This is a genomic window from Prosthecobacter gellanilyticus (assembly GCF_007992435.1).
GTDB classification, from domain to species: domain Bacteria; phylum Verrucomicrobiota; class Verrucomicrobiia; order Verrucomicrobiales; family Verrucomicrobiaceae; genus Prosthecobacter; species Prosthecobacter gellanilyticus.
Window position 1 is genome coordinate 56766 of sequence record NZ_BKAG01000019.1, and the last position, 14566, is coordinate 71331.

General features: G+C 58.5%; 16 protein-coding genes. 12 read left to right on the forward strand and 4 right to left on the reverse strand.

Features of this window, described 5'->3' with window-relative positions; all coding sequences use genetic code 11:
* The first annotated feature begins 34 nt into the window (after positions 1–34).
* The 9 genes from BGE01nite_RS14375 to sigJ all read left to right on the forward strand — a co-directional run bounded on the left by BGE01nite_RS14375 (position 35) and on the right by sigJ (position 9199).
* Positions 35–1513, forward strand: a complete 1479-nt coding sequence (locus tag BGE01nite_RS14375) for a sulfatase (protein ID WP_146851175.1) — start codon at positions 35–37, stop codon at positions 1511–1513.
* Positions 1514–1535: 22 nt separating this feature from the next.
* Positions 1536–2495 carry a hypothetical protein gene (locus tag BGE01nite_RS14380; protein WP_146851176.1) on the forward strand — a complete coding sequence of 320 codons (960 nt, stop codon included), beginning with the start codon at positions 1536–1538 and terminating at the stop codon, positions 2493–2495.
* A gap of 24 nt (positions 2496–2519) precedes the next feature.
* Positions 2520–3521 carry a nucleoside hydrolase gene (locus BGE01nite_RS14385; protein WP_146851177.1) on the forward strand — a complete coding sequence of 334 codons (1002 nt, stop codon included), beginning with the start codon at positions 2520–2522 and terminating at the stop codon, positions 3519–3521.
* Positions 3522–3669: 148 nt separating this feature from the next.
* Complete coding sequence (locus BGE01nite_RS14390; RefSeq protein WP_146851178.1) at positions 3670–4914, forward strand: hypothetical protein; 1245 nt, start codon at positions 3670–3672, stop codon at positions 4912–4914.
* A 31-nt stretch (positions 4915–4945) separates the two neighbouring features.
* Entirely contained in the window at positions 4946–6112 is a 1167-nt protein-coding gene (locus BGE01nite_RS14395) for a Gfo/Idh/MocA family protein (RefSeq protein ID WP_146851179.1), read from the forward strand.
* Positions 6112–7059 (forward strand): alpha/beta hydrolase, encoded by a 948-nt coding sequence (locus tag BGE01nite_RS14400; RefSeq protein WP_146851180.1) that lies wholly within the window; start codon positions 6112–6114, stop codon positions 7057–7059. Before BGE01nite_RS14395 ends, BGE01nite_RS14400 begins: the two co-directional genes overlap by 1 nt.
* A gap of 13 nt (positions 7060–7072) precedes the next feature.
* Positions 7073–7678 carry a 2'-5' RNA ligase family protein gene (locus tag BGE01nite_RS14405; protein WP_146851181.1) on the forward strand — a complete coding sequence of 202 codons (606 nt, stop codon included), beginning with the start codon at positions 7073–7075 and terminating at the stop codon, positions 7676–7678.
* A 79-nt stretch (positions 7679–7757) separates the two neighbouring features.
* On the forward strand, positions 7758–8291 hold the full coding sequence (locus BGE01nite_RS14410; RefSeq protein WP_146851182.1) for a hypothetical protein: 534 nt from the start codon (positions 7758–7760) through the stop codon (positions 8289–8291).
* Positions 8292–8305: 14 nt separating this feature from the next.
* Positions 8306–9199, forward strand: a complete 894-nt coding sequence (gene sigJ / locus BGE01nite_RS14415; protein ID WP_146851183.1) for an RNA polymerase sigma factor SigJ — start codon at positions 8306–8308, stop codon at positions 9197–9199.
* Here sigJ and BGE01nite_RS29380 read toward each other — a convergent pair.
* From BGE01nite_RS29380 to BGE01nite_RS14425, 3 genes are read right to left on the reverse strand one after another with little or no spacing between them, the layout of a single operon-like run.
* Positions 9178–9624 (reverse strand): alpha/beta hydrolase, encoded by a 447-nt coding sequence (locus BGE01nite_RS29380; RefSeq protein ID WP_218032990.1) that lies wholly within the window; start codon positions 9622–9624, stop codon positions 9178–9180. The two genes, sigJ and BGE01nite_RS29380, sit on opposite strands and share 22 nt — an antisense overlap.
* A 41-nt stretch (positions 9625–9665) precedes the next feature.
* Positions 9666–10043, reverse strand: a complete 378-nt coding sequence (locus tag BGE01nite_RS29385; RefSeq protein WP_218032991.1) for an alpha/beta hydrolase — start codon at positions 10041–10043, stop codon at positions 9666–9668.
* 57 nt (positions 10044–10100) lie between these two features.
* On the reverse strand, positions 10101–10937 hold the full coding sequence (locus BGE01nite_RS14425; protein WP_146851184.1) for an alpha/beta fold hydrolase: 837 nt from the start codon (positions 10935–10937) through the stop codon (positions 10101–10103).
* Positions 10938–11153: 216 nt separating this feature from the next.
* On the opposite strand from BGE01nite_RS14425, the gene BGE01nite_RS14430 reads away from it, so the two are divergent.
* Both BGE01nite_RS14430 and dps read left to right on the forward strand, forming a co-directional pair.
* On the forward strand, positions 11154–12152 hold the full coding sequence (locus tag BGE01nite_RS14430; protein WP_146851185.1) for a GlxA family transcriptional regulator: 999 nt from the start codon (positions 11154–11156) through the stop codon (positions 12150–12152).
* A gap of 70 nt (positions 12153–12222) precedes the next feature.
* Complete coding sequence (gene dps / locus BGE01nite_RS14435; RefSeq protein ID WP_146851186.1) at positions 12223–12792, forward strand: DNA starvation/stationary phase protection protein Dps; 570 nt, start codon at positions 12223–12225, stop codon at positions 12790–12792.
* Positions 12793–12856: 64 nt separating this feature from the next.
* On the opposite strand, the gene BGE01nite_RS14440 is transcribed toward dps, so the two are convergent.
* Complete coding sequence (locus BGE01nite_RS14440; protein ID WP_146851187.1) at positions 12857–13549, reverse strand: SGNH/GDSL hydrolase family protein; 693 nt, start codon at positions 13547–13549, stop codon at positions 12857–12859.
* 127 nt (positions 13550–13676) lie between these two features.
* Between BGE01nite_RS14440 and BGE01nite_RS14445 the strand changes: the two genes are divergently transcribed.
* Positions 13677–14558: a right-handed parallel beta-helix repeat-containing protein gene (locus BGE01nite_RS14445; RefSeq protein WP_146851188.1), complete on the forward strand. Its 882-nt coding sequence runs from the start codon at positions 13677–13679 to the stop codon at positions 14556–14558.
* The last annotated feature ends 8 nt before the right edge of the window (positions 14559–14566 follow it).

The following is a 14566-nucleotide window of genomic DNA, read 5'->3' on the forward strand; positions in this document are numbered from 1 at the left end:
AAAGGGTTGGACAAAAGCCTCGTTGAATCGCCCCATGAGCAACCGTCCAGCCCAATCCATCATGAATGCACGTGCGCTTCTCTGCTGCCTCAGCGTCTTCGTCTCGATCTTCTTCATTTCATCATCGGCCTCGTCGGCCCAGATGAATGTGGTCCTCATCCTCGCGGATGATCTCGGCTCGAGTGATCTCCGCTGCTATGGCAGCGACCTGCATGAGACACCGAATCTGGACAAGCTCGCCAGCGAGGGCATGCGCTTCACGCAGAACTACGCCGCCTGCACTGTCTGCTCTCCCACGCGTGCGGCTTTGATGACGGGAAAGTATCCCGCACGTCTGCACATCACGGACTGGATTCCCGGTCGCATGCCGGAGAATCCAAAACTGCTCACGCCGGACTGGACGAGGTATCTGCCTTCCGAAGAAGTGACCCTTGCGGAAGCTTTCAAAGCTGCGGGTTACACCACGGCCAGCATCGGCAAATGGCATCTCGGCGAAGGCGAGCATTCGCCGGAGAATCAGGGCTTTGATGTGAACATCGCCGGCACCAATGAAGGCGCACCGCCGAGCTACATCGCGCCCTGGAAAATTTCCACGCTCAGCGAAGGCAAGGAGGGTGACTACCTCACGGATCGTCTCGGTGAAGAAGCCGCAGCCTATGTCGCGAGGAACAAGGACAACCCCTTCTTTCTCTACCTGCCGCACTACGCCGTGCACACGCCCATCCAGGCGCGTGCGGATCTGCTGAAAAAATATGAGGGCAAGATCAAAGCCGGCCTCATGCATAGCAATCCTGGTTATGCCGCCATGATGGAGAGCATGGACACGGCGGTGGGTCGTGTGCTGGCAGCCTTGGAAGAACACAAGCTCACGGACCGCACTATCGTCATCTTCACCTCGGACAATGGCGGCCGCGTGCCCACCACGGCGAACAAGTCCCTGCGTGTCGGCAAAGGCTCGGCCTATGAGGGCGGTCTACGCGTGCCGCTGATCGTGCGCTGGCCCGGCGTAACGAAACCCGGCAGCACCTCCGACACGCCGACCATCACCATGGATCTCTTCCCCACGCTGCTCGACATGACCAGCGTGCAGCCCGTGAACTCCACCTCCGCCACAGGAGCCTCCGGGCGCGATGGCTTGAGCCTCCTGCCGCTGCTACGTGGAGAAGGCACGCTCAACCGCAGCGAGCTCTTCTGGCACTACCCGCATCACCAGCATTATCAACTCGGCGGCTCCATGCCCTTTGGTGTCGTTCGCTCAGGGAACTTCAAGCTCATCGAGTTCTACAACGACATGCATGTGGAGCTTTACGATCTGCAAAACGATCTCGGCGAGCAGCATGACCTCAGTGCATCGCAGCCGGAGAAGGCTGCGGAACTGCGCGAACGCCTCCACCAATGGCGCGAGCAGGTCGACGCTCAAATGCCGCTGCCAAATCCCAGCTATGATCCATCCGCGCCCGAGCACATTCCGGAACCTGTGAAGGGCAAGAAGAAAAAGAAGAAGGAAGCGTGATTAGCGGCGCTTATTCCACTCAATGACTCGTCTGCTCTCCGCACTGCTTCTTTGCCTTCTGATCCATGGATCACAGGCCCAGATCTCCAAAGCGCCTCCTGCCACCGTTGCGACCGCGAGACGCTCTTTGACGAAGGTTCACATCATCGAGAAGGTTCGCATCTATTACGCCACCGAGGGCGAGCACGCTGTCTCCGCCGGAGACCTCAATGGCAACGGCACACCGGATCAGGTCGAGGATGTGATGACGCAAACACGCGTCGCGCTACAGCTCTGGCAGAGCCTCGGTTTTGCCGATCCTCTCACCACGAAGCGCTATCAAGACACCTCCTGGATTGACGTTCATCTCATCAGCAAAGACGTGCTGAAGTCCAACGGCGTGACCTATGATGAGATCCAGCGCTTCCAACGCGCAGGCGATCCTGAGGGCACCGGAAGCCTGTGTTTCAATGTCGCCACCTCTGTGAAGGCATCAGAAAATCTCACCCCTGCGCATGAAGTCTTTCACATTCTGCAAAACAGCATCTGTTACTTCAAAAACAGCTGGCTCACCGAGGGCACGGCACGTTGGTCGGAGCGTGCGCTCGGAGAAGGAGGATTGACGGCAGGTCTCATGCCCGCCTCGTGGCCGCCGGATGATGCGACGATGACGTCATCCATCTTCACCAGTTCCTACGACACTGCGAAGACCTACTGGGGACCTCTTTTGAACCTGCATGACAAGGGCGGCAAGCTGCCCAAGGTGAAGCTACCGAAGTCGGTGATCGATGCCCGCTATGTGAATGGCGAGCCTGTGCTCAAAGATCTTGATCTCAGCGGCTGGGAACTCGTTCGTGAGATCTTCCAGGCTCTCGATGACGCCGATGAAGGTGTCTATCAGCAGAGGCAGCTCACCCGCTGGTCGGAGAAGGACCAGTTCTCTCCCGAGAACAACGCCATCATTCACCGCATTGTGCAGGAAGTGGCGGCCAGGAAGCGCTGACTTGTGACGTTCTAAAGAACGTTCATGAAGACTCTGTCGCGCCTCATCCTGCTTTTCCCGAAGATCTGCCTGTCCGTGGTTTTCGCGGCTCCGGTGAAGGTCATTTTTGACACGGACATGGAAACGGACTGTGATGATGCCGGCGCCATGGCCGTGCTGCACACGCTGGCAGATCGTGGTGAATGCGAGATACTGGCCACGGTGACCAGCGTGCGAGATGTGAACTCCATCGCCACTGTGGATGCCATCAACCGGTATAGAGGCAGACCCGACCTCCCGCTTGGCATGGTCAAAAGCGCAGGCGTGCTGGAACCAACCAAGTTTGCTTCCAAGATCGCGACGGAGTTCCCTCATCGGGTGACATCCGCCGAGGCCGTGCCTGATGCTGTGATGGTGTATCGTGATGTGCTGGAGAAGCAGGCTGATCACTCCGTGGTCATCATCACGGTCGGTTATCTTACCAACCTCAAGAACCTGCTGCAACTGCCTGCAAGTGACGGTCATCCCAGCGGTCTCGATCTCATCAACGCCAAGGTCAGCAAGTGGGTCTGCATGGGCGGCAACTTCGTCGGCAATCCTCCCAAGGATGAGCTGAAACTCGGCAATGTGAACTTTCAGCGGGATGCCAAGTCCGCTTATGAAGTCATTCATCACTGGCCCGGTGAGACCGTCTTCGCAGGTCGTGAAGTCTGCTCTGTTCCCAGCGGATTGCAGATCGGTGAATCACTCGCCAGCACACCGGCGGACAACCCCGTGCGCCGCGCCTATGAACACTATTTTGGCGGCAAGGCCAAGAACCGTCATGTGGCTGATCTCGCGACTGTTCTCTATGCCATCCGAGGACTTACGGATTGCTGGGACATATCTGAGCCAGGTCGCATGAATCTGCAGCCGGACATGAAGTTTGACTGGCAGCCTGGCACTGTTGGCAAGCAGCGCTACCTCTTGAAGAAACCGGCGAATGACCGCCAAGTGGAAGCGGTGCTGAATGAGTTGATCGTGGCACCGCCTCATGGCTCCAGATAGCCACCTTGTCCGAAAAGAACGGCACCCTATCATAAACCGTCAGATGAAGATGACTGATCTGCTCACAACCTTCTTCAATGGTGATGCGACCACGAAATCGTGGTTCCTGGCAAAGTGAGGCATCAAGACGCCGTTCTCATGCTCTCGCATGAAACGACTCCTCACCTACCTCGCGTTCCACGGCCTCAGCCTTGTCTTGCTGACAGCCCACGCGGCTGATTTGAGCGTGAGTGTCTCACCACTGACGAGCGGGCCAAAGCATCACTTCTTTGGATACATCGGCCATGTGCGCACGATCCCCTGGAATCAGAGCGGTCGCTACATTCTGAGCCTGCAGACCACGTTTCAAGACCACATGCCGCGTGCCGAGGATGAAGCGGAGATCGTCTTGATCGATACGCAGAAAGGCAATTCCATCACGGTGGTGGAGCGCACGCGTGCCTGGAATCCACAGCAGGGCACGATGATGTATTGGAATCCGCAGCAACCGGAGACGCAGTTCTTCTTCAATGACCGCGACCCTAAAACACAGGAAGTTTTTTGCGTGCTCTATGACATCGAGAAGCGTCAGCGCATCACTGAGTATCGACATCCCGAAACACCTTTCGGGAATAGTGGGGTCGCGCAGAAGGGCGGATGGTTTCTCGGCATCAATTACGCTCGCATGGCACGCCTGCGACCCGTGACTGGCTATCCCGAGACTCGTGACTGGACCCTCGGAGTCTCGCAGCCTGAGAACGATGGCATCTTCAAGGTGAACATTGCGACGAAGGAAACCAAGCTGCTGGTGTCCTTCAAACAACTCGCCAATGCGCTGCGTGCCACGCATCCCGAAGTGGATGGGAAGGATCTCTTCATCAATCACACGCTGTGGAACCGTGACGACGACCGCATCTATTTCTTTGTGCGTGGCGACTTCGAACTGAAGGACCGCTGCAACATTCCCTGTGTGATGCATGCCGATGGCACAAACCTGCGCCCGCTGGAGACATTCATCGGCGGACATCCTGACTGGGCTGAGGGTCATCTCATGATCGGCCAGAAGGATGATCGCCAGATCCTCTATGACACGGACAAGATGGAGATCGCTGGTGATCTCGGCACGCCGGAGCTCTTCCCCAAGCCCGGCGGCGATGTGGCGCTTTCGCCGGATGGAAAGTGGTTCGTGAACGGACATGGCGAGGGCGGTCAGAATTTTTATACCTTCCTGCGTCTCGCTGATGGCGCTTGGGTGCGCTCTCCAGGCTTCGATCAGGGTGGCTACACCGGTGGTGATCTGCGCATTGATCCAGGTCCACTCTGGAACCGCGACAGCACTCAGATCCTTGTTCCTGGCATCGGTAAAGATGGCACCCGGCAGTTGTCCATTCTGTCTGTTCAGTCGAAAGAATAGCATCTTCACACTGCTAAATTCCCGCCTCACTATGAACCGCCGCCATTTCATCGCTGCCACTGCTTCCAGTCTCGCTCTCGCCTCCCATGCTGAACCAGCACGCAAATGGCGTGTGGTCGTGGTGGGAAACAAGGGAAGCTATGGTCATAGCCTGGACACCATGTGGCTAAAAGTTCCGAGCACGGAAATCGTGGCTGCAGCGGATCCTGATGCGAAGAAGCTCGAGGCAACGCTGAAGGAGCTGAACATCACCCAGGGCTTTGCGGATTATCATGACATCGCCAAGGCCAAGCCTGATCTGGTGGCTATCGGTCCGGCGATGGGGCTGCATCGTGACATGGTGCTGGCGGCAGCGGCTTCGGGTGCTCGCGGCATTTATTTGGAGAAGCCTTTCTGTCGAAACCTTGCCGAGGCGGATGAGATCATCGCGGCTTGTGAGAAGCATGGTGTGAAGCTGGCGCTGGCCCATCGCAATCGCTGGCATCCCACACTGCCGTTGGTGAAGAAGCTGGTGGAGGAGGGTGCCATCGGACGTCTGCTGGAACTGCGCGGTCGTGGCAAGGAAGATCGTCGCGGTGGCATGGAGGACCTTTGGATCCTCGGCTCGCATGTGCTGAACCTCGGTGTATTTCTGGCAGGCAAGCCGCAGAGCTGCTCGGCCCTGGTGAAGCTGAATGGAAAGCTCGTCACTCCGGCGGATGTGAACCGTGGCAGAGCTGACTATGGCCCGATCGCAGGGAACGAAGTGCATGCACGCTTTGACATGAAGTCGGGTGTGCCTTTCTACTTTGATTCGATGCAGGAAGCGGGTGATCCGAAGGTGGGTTTCGGCCTGCAACTCATCGGCACGAAGGGCATCATCGACATCCGTGTAGACCAGACTCCGCTGGCGCATTTTCTTCCAGGCAATCAGTTTCAGCCTAACAACGAGCCTCGCACCTGGGTTCCGATCAGCGCGGCGGGCATCGGCAAGGCTGAGCCGGTGGCGGAGATCGGCAAGCAGGTGATGAGCCACACCGCTGGCGCGCTCGATCTGATCGCCTCCATTGAAGAGAACCGCCAGCCGCAGTGCAGCGCTGTGGATGGTCGCGTGACGGTGGAGATGATCACGGCGGTGCTGGCTTCGCATGTGCGCCAGGGTGCCAGCGTGAGCTTCCCGCTGGACATCCGGGACAATCCGCTGGCAGACTGGAAGTGATGAAGCCTTTCCTCCAACGCCTCATTCTTCTGCTGGGCGCACTTGCCAGTCACGGTGCTGCGGCTGCCGATGTGCCGGCTCCGACGCATGCCGATGTCGCCTATGGCACGCATGCGAACCAGAAGCTGGACTTCTGGCAGGCGAAGTCTGACAAACCCACTCCCCTGCTCTTCTTCATCCATGGCGGCGGCTGGATGAACGGGGATAAATCTGGCTTCAACAGCCAGGCGCTTTATCTCAGATCAGGCATCTCCGTCGTCAGCATCAACTACCGTTTCATCGCGGACGCTGAGAAGGACAAGCTGGTGCCGCCGGTGAAAGGTCCGCTGCATGATGCGGCGCGTGCCTTGCAGTTCGTGCGCAGCAAGGCTGGTGAATGGAACATCGACAAACAGCGCATCGCCGCCAGTGGCAGCAGTGCGGGCGCCTGCTCATCACTCTGGCTGGCCTTTCATCCGGATCTGGCGGATGCTGGCAGCAGTGATCCGGTCTCACGTGAGTCCACACGCCTCTGGTGCGTGGCCGTGGTGCGAGCCCAGACCTCCCTGGATCCGGTGCAGATGCGCGAGTGGACGCCGAACAATGAGTATGGTTACCATGCCTTCGGCTTCAAAGGTGACCGGACCAAGGATCAAAAGCCCGCCGATGAGTTTGTGGCGAAGCGTGACTCCATCCTGCCCTGGATCGCTGAATACTCGCCCTATGCGCTGCTGACGGCAGACGATCCACCGGTTTACCTTTTCTACGACACACCGCCTGCGGTCGGCCAGCCGCAGAAGAACCCGGCCCACACGGCCAATTTTGGGGTAAAGCTTCAGGAGAAGTGCCTGAGCATCGGCGTGCCGTGTGAGCTGGTGTATCCCGGGAGTGAGAATGTGAAGCATGCGCGGGTGGAGGATTATCTCATTGAGAAGTTGAACGAGCCAGCAACGCGAGGCACGAAGTAGGCTGCCCATCGCCATGACCGACCTGCTTCTCACTGCAGATCTTTTTCAACCCGAGGAAACGCTTCGACCGCCCAGTCAGAGCGGCAGTGTCTTCCTGGCCTTGCTTCCCGCCCCGGATGAAGAGGCTCATTTGCTCGAGCGTTTGCGGGAATGGCAGAGCAAATACAGACTCCAGGGAACACCACGACAGGCTGGGCAACTTCACCTGAGCCTGCACCCCATCAATAAAGAGCTGGGCCTGTCCAAACACCTCCTGCACTCGATCGACATCGCAGCGCAGGAAGCGGCTGATGCGACTCCGCCATTCACAGTTCGTTTTTCGGAGCTGTGCAAATTTGGTGGAGGTGCCCTGGTGCTACGTGACATCCGCAAGGAGTCTGAGCTGACCAGTCTTCACCAGCTCCTCACCACCAGGCTGGTGAGAAACAGTGTGCGCACCCATAAAGAAGGCACCTTCAGCCCTCACATGACTCTTCTCTATGGTGTACAGCCCTTTTCCACGCTGATTGATCCTGTGGTGAAATTGAGCATCCGGGAGTTCGCGCTGGTTCGTGGCAGGATGGGGACATCCTATGAGGTGCTCAACCGCTGGCAGCTTCGGGGTCCAGACCAGGCATGATTCCTGGATGCGAGCCGTTTTGAGAAATATTTTCCCGGCCGGTCACACTCTTTGGCGCTGGCTCGTCATACCCAGTGCCATGCAACAAGCACCCACTGACACCCTGGCCGCCTCGCGGCAGAACCTCCAGGCCTTCGGCCAGCACTATGACTATGACGTGAGCTATCTGGAGGAGCTCATGGATGCCTCGCCCGGAGCCTTCAAGACCTTTGAAGCTGCGATGGGCATGGGGCGCTACCAGAAGAGCGCGCCTGATGAGGTGCTCATGATTGCCAAGATCGCCGCCATGCGCCTGCAAGACTGCGGTCCCTGCACGCTGCTGAACGTCAAGATGGCTCGTGAAAAAGGCATGCCGGAAGCCCTGATCCAGGCCTCCCTTCATCAAGGCAAAGGCCTCACGCCCGAGCAGCGTGATATCTATGACTACGCTCGCGGTGTGGCCGCCAACGTGGATCTGGATCCGGAGCTTCTGCCGCGCCTGCAAGCTCGCTGGGGACGTGAGGTCATTGCGGAGATCGCCGTCAGTGTGGTCTCCACCCACCTTTACCCGACGCTCAAGCGCGCCCTGGGTCACGCGCAAAGTTGCGCCTTGATCCCTGAGCTTGCGGCTTAACCTTCCACAGCACCATGAACATCGCCGATCCACATGTCGCCGCCTTTGAGGCACATCGCAAGCAGCTCACGGGTGTGGCGTATCGCATGCTCAGTTCCGTGAGTGATGCGGAGGACATGGTGCAGGAAACCTGGTTACGCTGGGCGAAGGCGGACCTGACCGAGGTGAAGACGCCGCAAAGCTGGCTGCTCACCGTGGTCAGCCGTCTCTGCCTGGACCGGCTGAAATCCGCGCGCGTGCAGCGTGAGGAATACTATGGCACCTGGCTGCCGGAGCCTTATCTGCCGGAGGCTGCTTCCACAGAGCCTACGGCGCAGGTGGATGAGAGTGTCTCCATCGCGCTGCTCATAGTGCTGGAGAAGCTCTCGCCCGTGGAGCGTGCAGGGTTTCTGCTGCATGAGGTTTTCGGGCACAGCTTTGAGGAGATCAGCGAGATCCTGGACAAGCCTGCCGTGAACTGCCGCAAGCTCGTCTCCCGAGCCCGCGAGCGTGTGCGGGCGGAGAAGCCCCGCTTCACAACCACCAACAGCGAGCATGAGCAGCTCCTCACCCGTTTTCTCAGCGCGTGCCGAGCTGGTGAAACGCAACCTTTGTTAGACATGCTGGTGGAGGATGTCTCTCTCTACTCGGATGGCGGAGGCAAGGCAACGGCGGTGCCGAAGGTGCTCACAGGCCGCGACATCGTCACCAAGTTCTTCATCAACATCTCGAGGCCCGGCGGCCCGGCGCGTGGCTTTTATGAAACAAGGCCCACCAGCTTCAATGGCTCACCTGGGGTGCTCATCCAGATGGATGGACAGACCGTCACCGCCATGGCCCTGGAGATCGTGGAAGGCAAGATCACCAAGATCTTCTCCCATCGAAATCCAGACAAGCTCCGCGCCTTTCAGGCAACGGCGGGGGCTTGAGGCACGGCCTCTTTGCGGGAAGATGCTGAGACCTTCTCAGCATTTTCACCGAGTTTGGACTGCACCCAGTCCAGGGCATAGTCCGCCACTTCTTCCCAGCCCTTTTCACCGATGATGAAGTGGCTGCGGCCCGCGAACTCCTTGTATTCCGTGATCGCGGAGGAGCGGCTGTATTTGCGGAAGTTCTTCCGGTTCAGCGAGGCAGGCATGATCACATCCTTCTCACCACCGATCAGCAGCAGCGGGCCCCGGCTGGAGTTGCGGAAATTGATCGCGGCCTGGGAACCAGGGGTGATGTTTGACAGCGCGGCCTGGAAGATGGCTCGGGCTGGAGCGGCGATAGCGTAGCGTGCATACGCAGCACGCGCTTCAGATTCACTCAAACTGTTCGCGAACACTCTCCACCAGCGGGCAAAGGGGAACATGTAGGTGCCTTTGTAGTTGAAGGGATTCGCCAGCGCCGGAGTCAGGGCCTCGATGGTGGAGGGAGGCAGCAGGACGATGCTTTTGGCGGGACGGAATCAATGGCCACACCGGAGGCGCCGAGGCCGCGATCCATCAGGATCTGGGTGATCAGGCCACCGTAGGAGTGGCCGATGATGATGGGCTTCTCCGGCAGGGACTGGATGATGCGTGTGTAGTGCTCCAGGACGTTCTCAATGCCGATGCCATTGAAGCTGGAGGGATCCCGCTGCATGTCCTCCACACTGCCCTCGATCCCCGGCCAGGCCGGGGCGATGACCTTGTAACCCTGAGCCTCATAGCGGCTCTGGAAATGCTCCCAGGAGCGAGGGGTCACCCACAGACCGTGGATCAACAGGATGGTTTTGGATGAAGTTTTCATGATCGTATTCTTTGAAGTGCTTTAAGTTAGGTGATTCAGACATTCAGATTCAGAGGTTCAGGCTTGGATGAAGGACAGGAGGTCAGCATTGAGCTGGTCCTTGTGAGTATCCGCGATGCCGTGCGGGGCGCCTGGGTAGACAATGAGCTGGGAGTTCTTCACCAGCTTGGAGGAGGCCAGGCCTGCGGCTTCAAAAGGCACGATCTGGTCGTCATCGCCATGGATGATGAGAGTCGGCACATCGAACTTCTTCAGGTCCTCGGTGAAGTCGGTCTCGGAGAAGGCCTTGATGGAATCAAAGGTGTTCTTGTGGCCGCCCATCATGCCCTGCATCCAGAAGGCATCGATGATGCCCTGCGAGGGCTTGGCACCGGGACGGTTGTAACCGTAGAAGGGGCCGCTGGCGATGTCTTTGTAGAGCTGTGAGCGATCTGCCAGGGAGCCGGCGCGGATGCCATCGAAGACTTCAATCGGCAGGCCGCCAGGATTGGCTGCCGTCTTCACCATCAGCGGAGGCACCGCAGAGACCAGGATGACCTTGGCCACACGGCTGGTGCCATGACGACCGACATAGCGGGTGACCTCGCCACCACCGGTGGAGAAACCGACGAGGATCACATCCTTCAAATCAAGCTGCTCGATCAACTCTGCCAGGTCGTCGGCATAACCATTCATGTCGTTGTTATTCCAGCTCTGGCTGGAACGACCGTGGCCGCGGCGATCATGGCCGATGGCACGGTAGCCGTTGTTGGCGAGGAAGAGCATCTGGTTTTCCCAGCTATCTGAAGACAGAGGCCAGCCGTGGCTGAAGATGACTGGCTGACCTGCGCCCCAGTCTTTGAAGTAGATCTGAGTGCCGTCTTTGGTGGTGATGGTGCTGGAGTTGGTTTTCATGATGTTATTGTCTTTCTTGGTGTTTGAGTTTGGAGTGATCCGGTTGGCCGTCTGGCTTTCCGTTGTGGCATCAGTGTAGGGGAAAGATTCCGGAGGGGAATGCCAAGGAACCGACGATTTCTGCCAATCTGCCAAAACCCGCTTTTCCAGGGGATTCGAAGGAGAATTGGCCGTTTGCCGCTCTTTATACGGCGTGTATAAAGCGGCGTGCCGAACATGAATTCTCCCGCATCGAATCGTCGCCTTGTCATCCTCATGTATCCCCGTGTTCGCGAGCTGGACGTCGCGGGAGTCACGGATGTCTTCTCAACCGCAAATGCACTGCTTCCGGAGGATCGACGCTATCAGATCCAGCATGTCTCGACGCAGAAGGAGCCAGCTCTGGATGGCATGTATGGTCTCGGCATGCGCAGCGGCCCTCACTACAGCACGGTGAAGAGCAAGGTGGACACCCTGATCATTCCTGGCGGCATGGGCAATGAACTCACCGAACCGCCTGCGCCGCTGCTCACCTGGATGCAAAAGCACGCGAAGACATCCCGCCGTGTGGGTTCGGTGTGTACGGGTGCGTGGTTGCTGGCACAGGCAGGTCTGCTGGATGGCAAGCGTGCCACCACGCACTGGGCCTATGCCAAGCAGCTCGCAACCACGTTCCCCAAGGTGAAGGTCGACCCCGATCCGATCTGGGTGAAAGATGGTAGCATTTATAGTTCGGCAGGTGCGACCTCTGGCATCGACCTCAGCCTGGCGCTCGTGGAAGAGGATCATGGGCGCAAGCTGGCGCTCGAAGTAGCCCGCATGCTGGTGGTGTTCCTTTGCCGGCCTGGCAACCAGGCGCAGTTCAGTGTGTCCCTTCAAGAGCAGACCTCTGAAGACCGTCCGCTGCGGGATCTCCAGGTCTGGATGCTCGAACACCTAACCAATGATCCTTCTGTTCCAGCGCTGGCTGCGAAGGCGGCGATGAGCGAGCGTAACTTCCAGCGTGTATTCACGCGTGAGATGGGCAAGTCCCCCGCGCACTATGTGGAGGAGATCCGCATCGAGGCCGTGCGCCGGAAACTGGAGCGCAGCACGCAGGGCATGGAGGAAATCGCGAGAGCCTGCGGCTTTGGTAGCGCGGATGTGATGGGCCGCTGCTTCATGCGGCAGCTCAAGACCACGCCTGCGGAGTATCGCGCGCGATTCAGGTCTTCGGGCATTCGAGCCACGGCCTGAGGCACTTTGGCGCAAATCGTCGGATCGTTGGCATGGGCTTGGGATTGAGCTGGCCTAGTCTGGTGTCGCCATGAAAAAGCACACCTCCATTACCCCTCGTCAAACATCCTCCCCACTGTGGAACACTCATCATGACCAGCCTGAAAAGCGCAGTGTCGTGCTCATCCAATTGCTGAACCATCAGCTTGCTGACCTGATCGATCTCGGTCTGCAGGCCAAGCAGGCGCACTGGAATGTCAAAGGCCCCTACTTCACCATGCTGCACGCGCTCTTCGATGAGGTCGCTGAAAAGGTCGGCGAGCTCACGGATGAAGTGGCCGAGCGTGCGGTGATGCTCGGAGGCATCGCTCGCGGCACCTCGCAGGCTGTCTCACAAGCCAGCAGGCTGCCGGCCTATCCTCTGGATGCGCTGGACGGTCGCGAGCATGTCTGGGCCATGTCCGCCGCGCTGGCGCAGTCGGCACAGGCCTCGCGTGAAGCCATCTCTTTGGCTGAAGACACGGGTGATGCAGGCACCGTGGACCTTTTCACCCAAGTCTCCCGCAGCATCGACGAGCTGCTGTGGAAGGTGGAGGCTCATGTGGCCCTCGAACCACGCTGGACTCAGGAAGAGGCGGATGCATCCACCCTTCGTCGCTAACCGCGGTATCGCCTGATCAACGCCCCACGGGCCAGGATCTCCTCATGGAAGGCCCTGGCCTAAATCATTTCAAGGTAGCTACAATCGACGCAGAGATGGCATCGGCGATGGCTTGCATGCCTTTATCACCGGGATGACGGGCCACGCCTTCGTGCTCGATCTTGCGCTCGGAGCGGGCGTAGTTGGCCTCATCCTTGGCCAGGGAGCTAATGTCGATGAAGGTGCCGCCTACGGTTGCACAGGCTTCTTTCAGCGACGTGTCCTTGGCAGGGTTCGCCCAGAAGCAGCCGCGCACATAGATTTTCGTGGTCGGGCTGGCTTTGAGCAGCGTCATCAGTTTCGTCACGCTGTCTTTGAACTTCGTTTTCGACTCTTCCGTTTGCAAGGCAGGCACGTTCTCGCCGATGGCGAGGACCACGATGTCCGGCGCGAAATCAGTCTGCGTCTTCAGCTTCGTCGTGAAGTCGAAGGTTTCAAAGTTGCGCTCGAAATCGGCGACGTTCGCGACCAGAAACTCTGGCTTCGCTCCCTGCTTCTTCGTCACTGCGTCCACTACCAGATGCACGTAGTCCTTGTCCTCCGAAGTCGCGGCCATACCCCAGTTTCCGGTCCAGCCGATCTTCGCCGCAGGGCCATGACGTGTGATGCTGTTCCCGACGAAGAGCATTTTCAGCGGCTTCCCTTCGGCCGCAGGACTTGCACCACTGAGAGACAGAAGAGTTGTGAAGACCACGAGAGAGAAGCGGCGGAGATTCATAGAAGGCAAGGACGAGTGGGCAGAGCATACGATGGCCTCGGAATCGGCCTATCATCAGCAAATTCTCGGAATCAATCCGTGACGCCAGACAGATAGAAATGTGGCTGCTAAGGTGTTCTCCCTCACGATGCGTTTTCTCACCTCCTCCTTGTTTCTGCTCACCGCTTTGGCGGCCTCCCTTCATGCTCAGGAAATCCGACGCCAGACCTTGGTGCTGAACAAGAGCGGCACGGCGGAAGCTCCGGTGGTGTTTGATGGCAAGGGGCTGGTCATCGATCTCGGCATCGACATCACGGAGCAGAACTGGATCAAGGAAGGCGATCTATGGACCTCACGCGGGCCTTTGCCAAAACATCCACCGATCGAAGACGTGCAGCGCGCGGGCCTGTTCATCGATGAAGTGCCCCTGGTCATCCGCCGTGATCGTGAAGCTGAGAAGGCATCCGGCGTTGCCAAGAAAGTCATCTATAAAGATCCGAAGGCTCTGCGTCCTGGTGAAGTCGGCTGGGCGGCGGATGGCTCCCTTTACTTCCGCTGGCCGAAGGAGAAGAAGCCCGGTGAAGGTCGTGTGATCCAGCCTCCTGCGGGTCTCGCCAGCGGTGTGGTGATCGCGGGCAACCACATCACGGTGCGCAATGTCACGGCCATGCACGCCGCGAATGATGGCTTTAACATCCATGGAGATCGTGTGGGCATCCGGCTGGAGAATGTGAAGGCTCTGTCCAATGGCGATGAAGGCATCAGCGCGCATGAGACGGTGCAGATGGACGTCCTTGACTCTGAAATTGCCTGGAATGGTTCTGTCTCGGGTGGTGTGGCGGATGTGAATGACTCCGTCACGACCTACACGAACTGCGTGCTGCATCACAATGTGAACGCGGCCTTTCTCTTTGATGGCAAGAAGCACAAGGTGACCAACTGCACCATCCATCATCAGGACAAGGACATCGTGGTGCGCAGCCCGGATGTGGCGGTGGAGCAGTCGGGCGTGGTTTGGAAAAAGGACTGATTCCTCGC

Coding starts and splice junctions, on each gene's coding strand:
- BGE01nite_RS14375 (WP_146851175.1), top strand. CDS start 35: ATGAGCAACCGTCCAGCCCAATCCATCATGAATGCACGTGCGCTTCTC.
- BGE01nite_RS14380 (WP_146851176.1), top strand. CDS start 1,536: ATGACTCGTCTGCTCTCCGCACTGCTTCTTTGCCTTCTGATCCATGGA.
- BGE01nite_RS14385 (WP_146851177.1), top strand. CDS start 2,520: ATGAAGACTCTGTCGCGCCTCATCCTGCTTTTCCCGAAGATCTGCCTG.
- BGE01nite_RS14390 (WP_146851178.1), top strand. CDS start 3,670: ATGAAACGACTCCTCACCTACCTCGCGTTCCACGGCCTCAGCCTTGTC.
- BGE01nite_RS14395 (WP_146851179.1), top strand. CDS start 4,946: ATGAACCGCCGCCATTTCATCGCTGCCACTGCTTCCAGTCTCGCTCTC.
- BGE01nite_RS14400 (WP_146851180.1), top strand. CDS start 6,112: ATGAAGCCTTTCCTCCAACGCCTCATTCTTCTGCTGGGCGCACTTGCC.
- BGE01nite_RS14405 (WP_146851181.1), top strand. CDS start 7,073: ATGACCGACCTGCTTCTCACTGCAGATCTTTTTCAACCCGAGGAAACG.
- BGE01nite_RS14410 (WP_146851182.1), top strand. CDS start 7,758: ATGCAACAAGCACCCACTGACACCCTGGCCGCCTCGCGGCAGAACCTC.
- sigJ (WP_146851183.1), top strand. CDS start 8,306: ATGAACATCGCCGATCCACATGTCGCCGCCTTTGAGGCACATCGCAAG.
- BGE01nite_RS29380 (WP_218032990.1), bottom strand. CDS start 9,624: ATGTTCCCCTTTGCCCGCTGGTGGAGAGTGTTCGCGAACAGTTTGAGT.
- BGE01nite_RS29385 (WP_218032991.1), bottom strand. CDS start 10,043: ATGAAAACTTCATCCAAAACCATCCTGTTGATCCACGGTCTGTGGGTG.
- BGE01nite_RS14425 (WP_146851184.1), bottom strand. CDS start 10,937: ATGAAAACCAACTCCAGCACCATCACCACCAAAGACGGCACTCAGATC.
- BGE01nite_RS14430 (WP_146851185.1), top strand. CDS start 11,154: ATGAATTCTCCCGCATCGAATCGTCGCCTTGTCATCCTCATGTATCCC.
- dps (WP_146851186.1), top strand. CDS start 12,223: ATGAAAAAGCACACCTCCATTACCCCTCGTCAAACATCCTCCCCACTG.
- BGE01nite_RS14440 (WP_146851187.1), bottom strand. CDS start 13,549: ATGAATCTCCGCCGCTTCTCTCTCGTGGTCTTCACAACTCTTCTGTCT.
- BGE01nite_RS14445 (WP_146851188.1), top strand. CDS start 13,677: ATGCGTTTTCTCACCTCCTCCTTGTTTCTGCTCACCGCTTTGGCGGCC.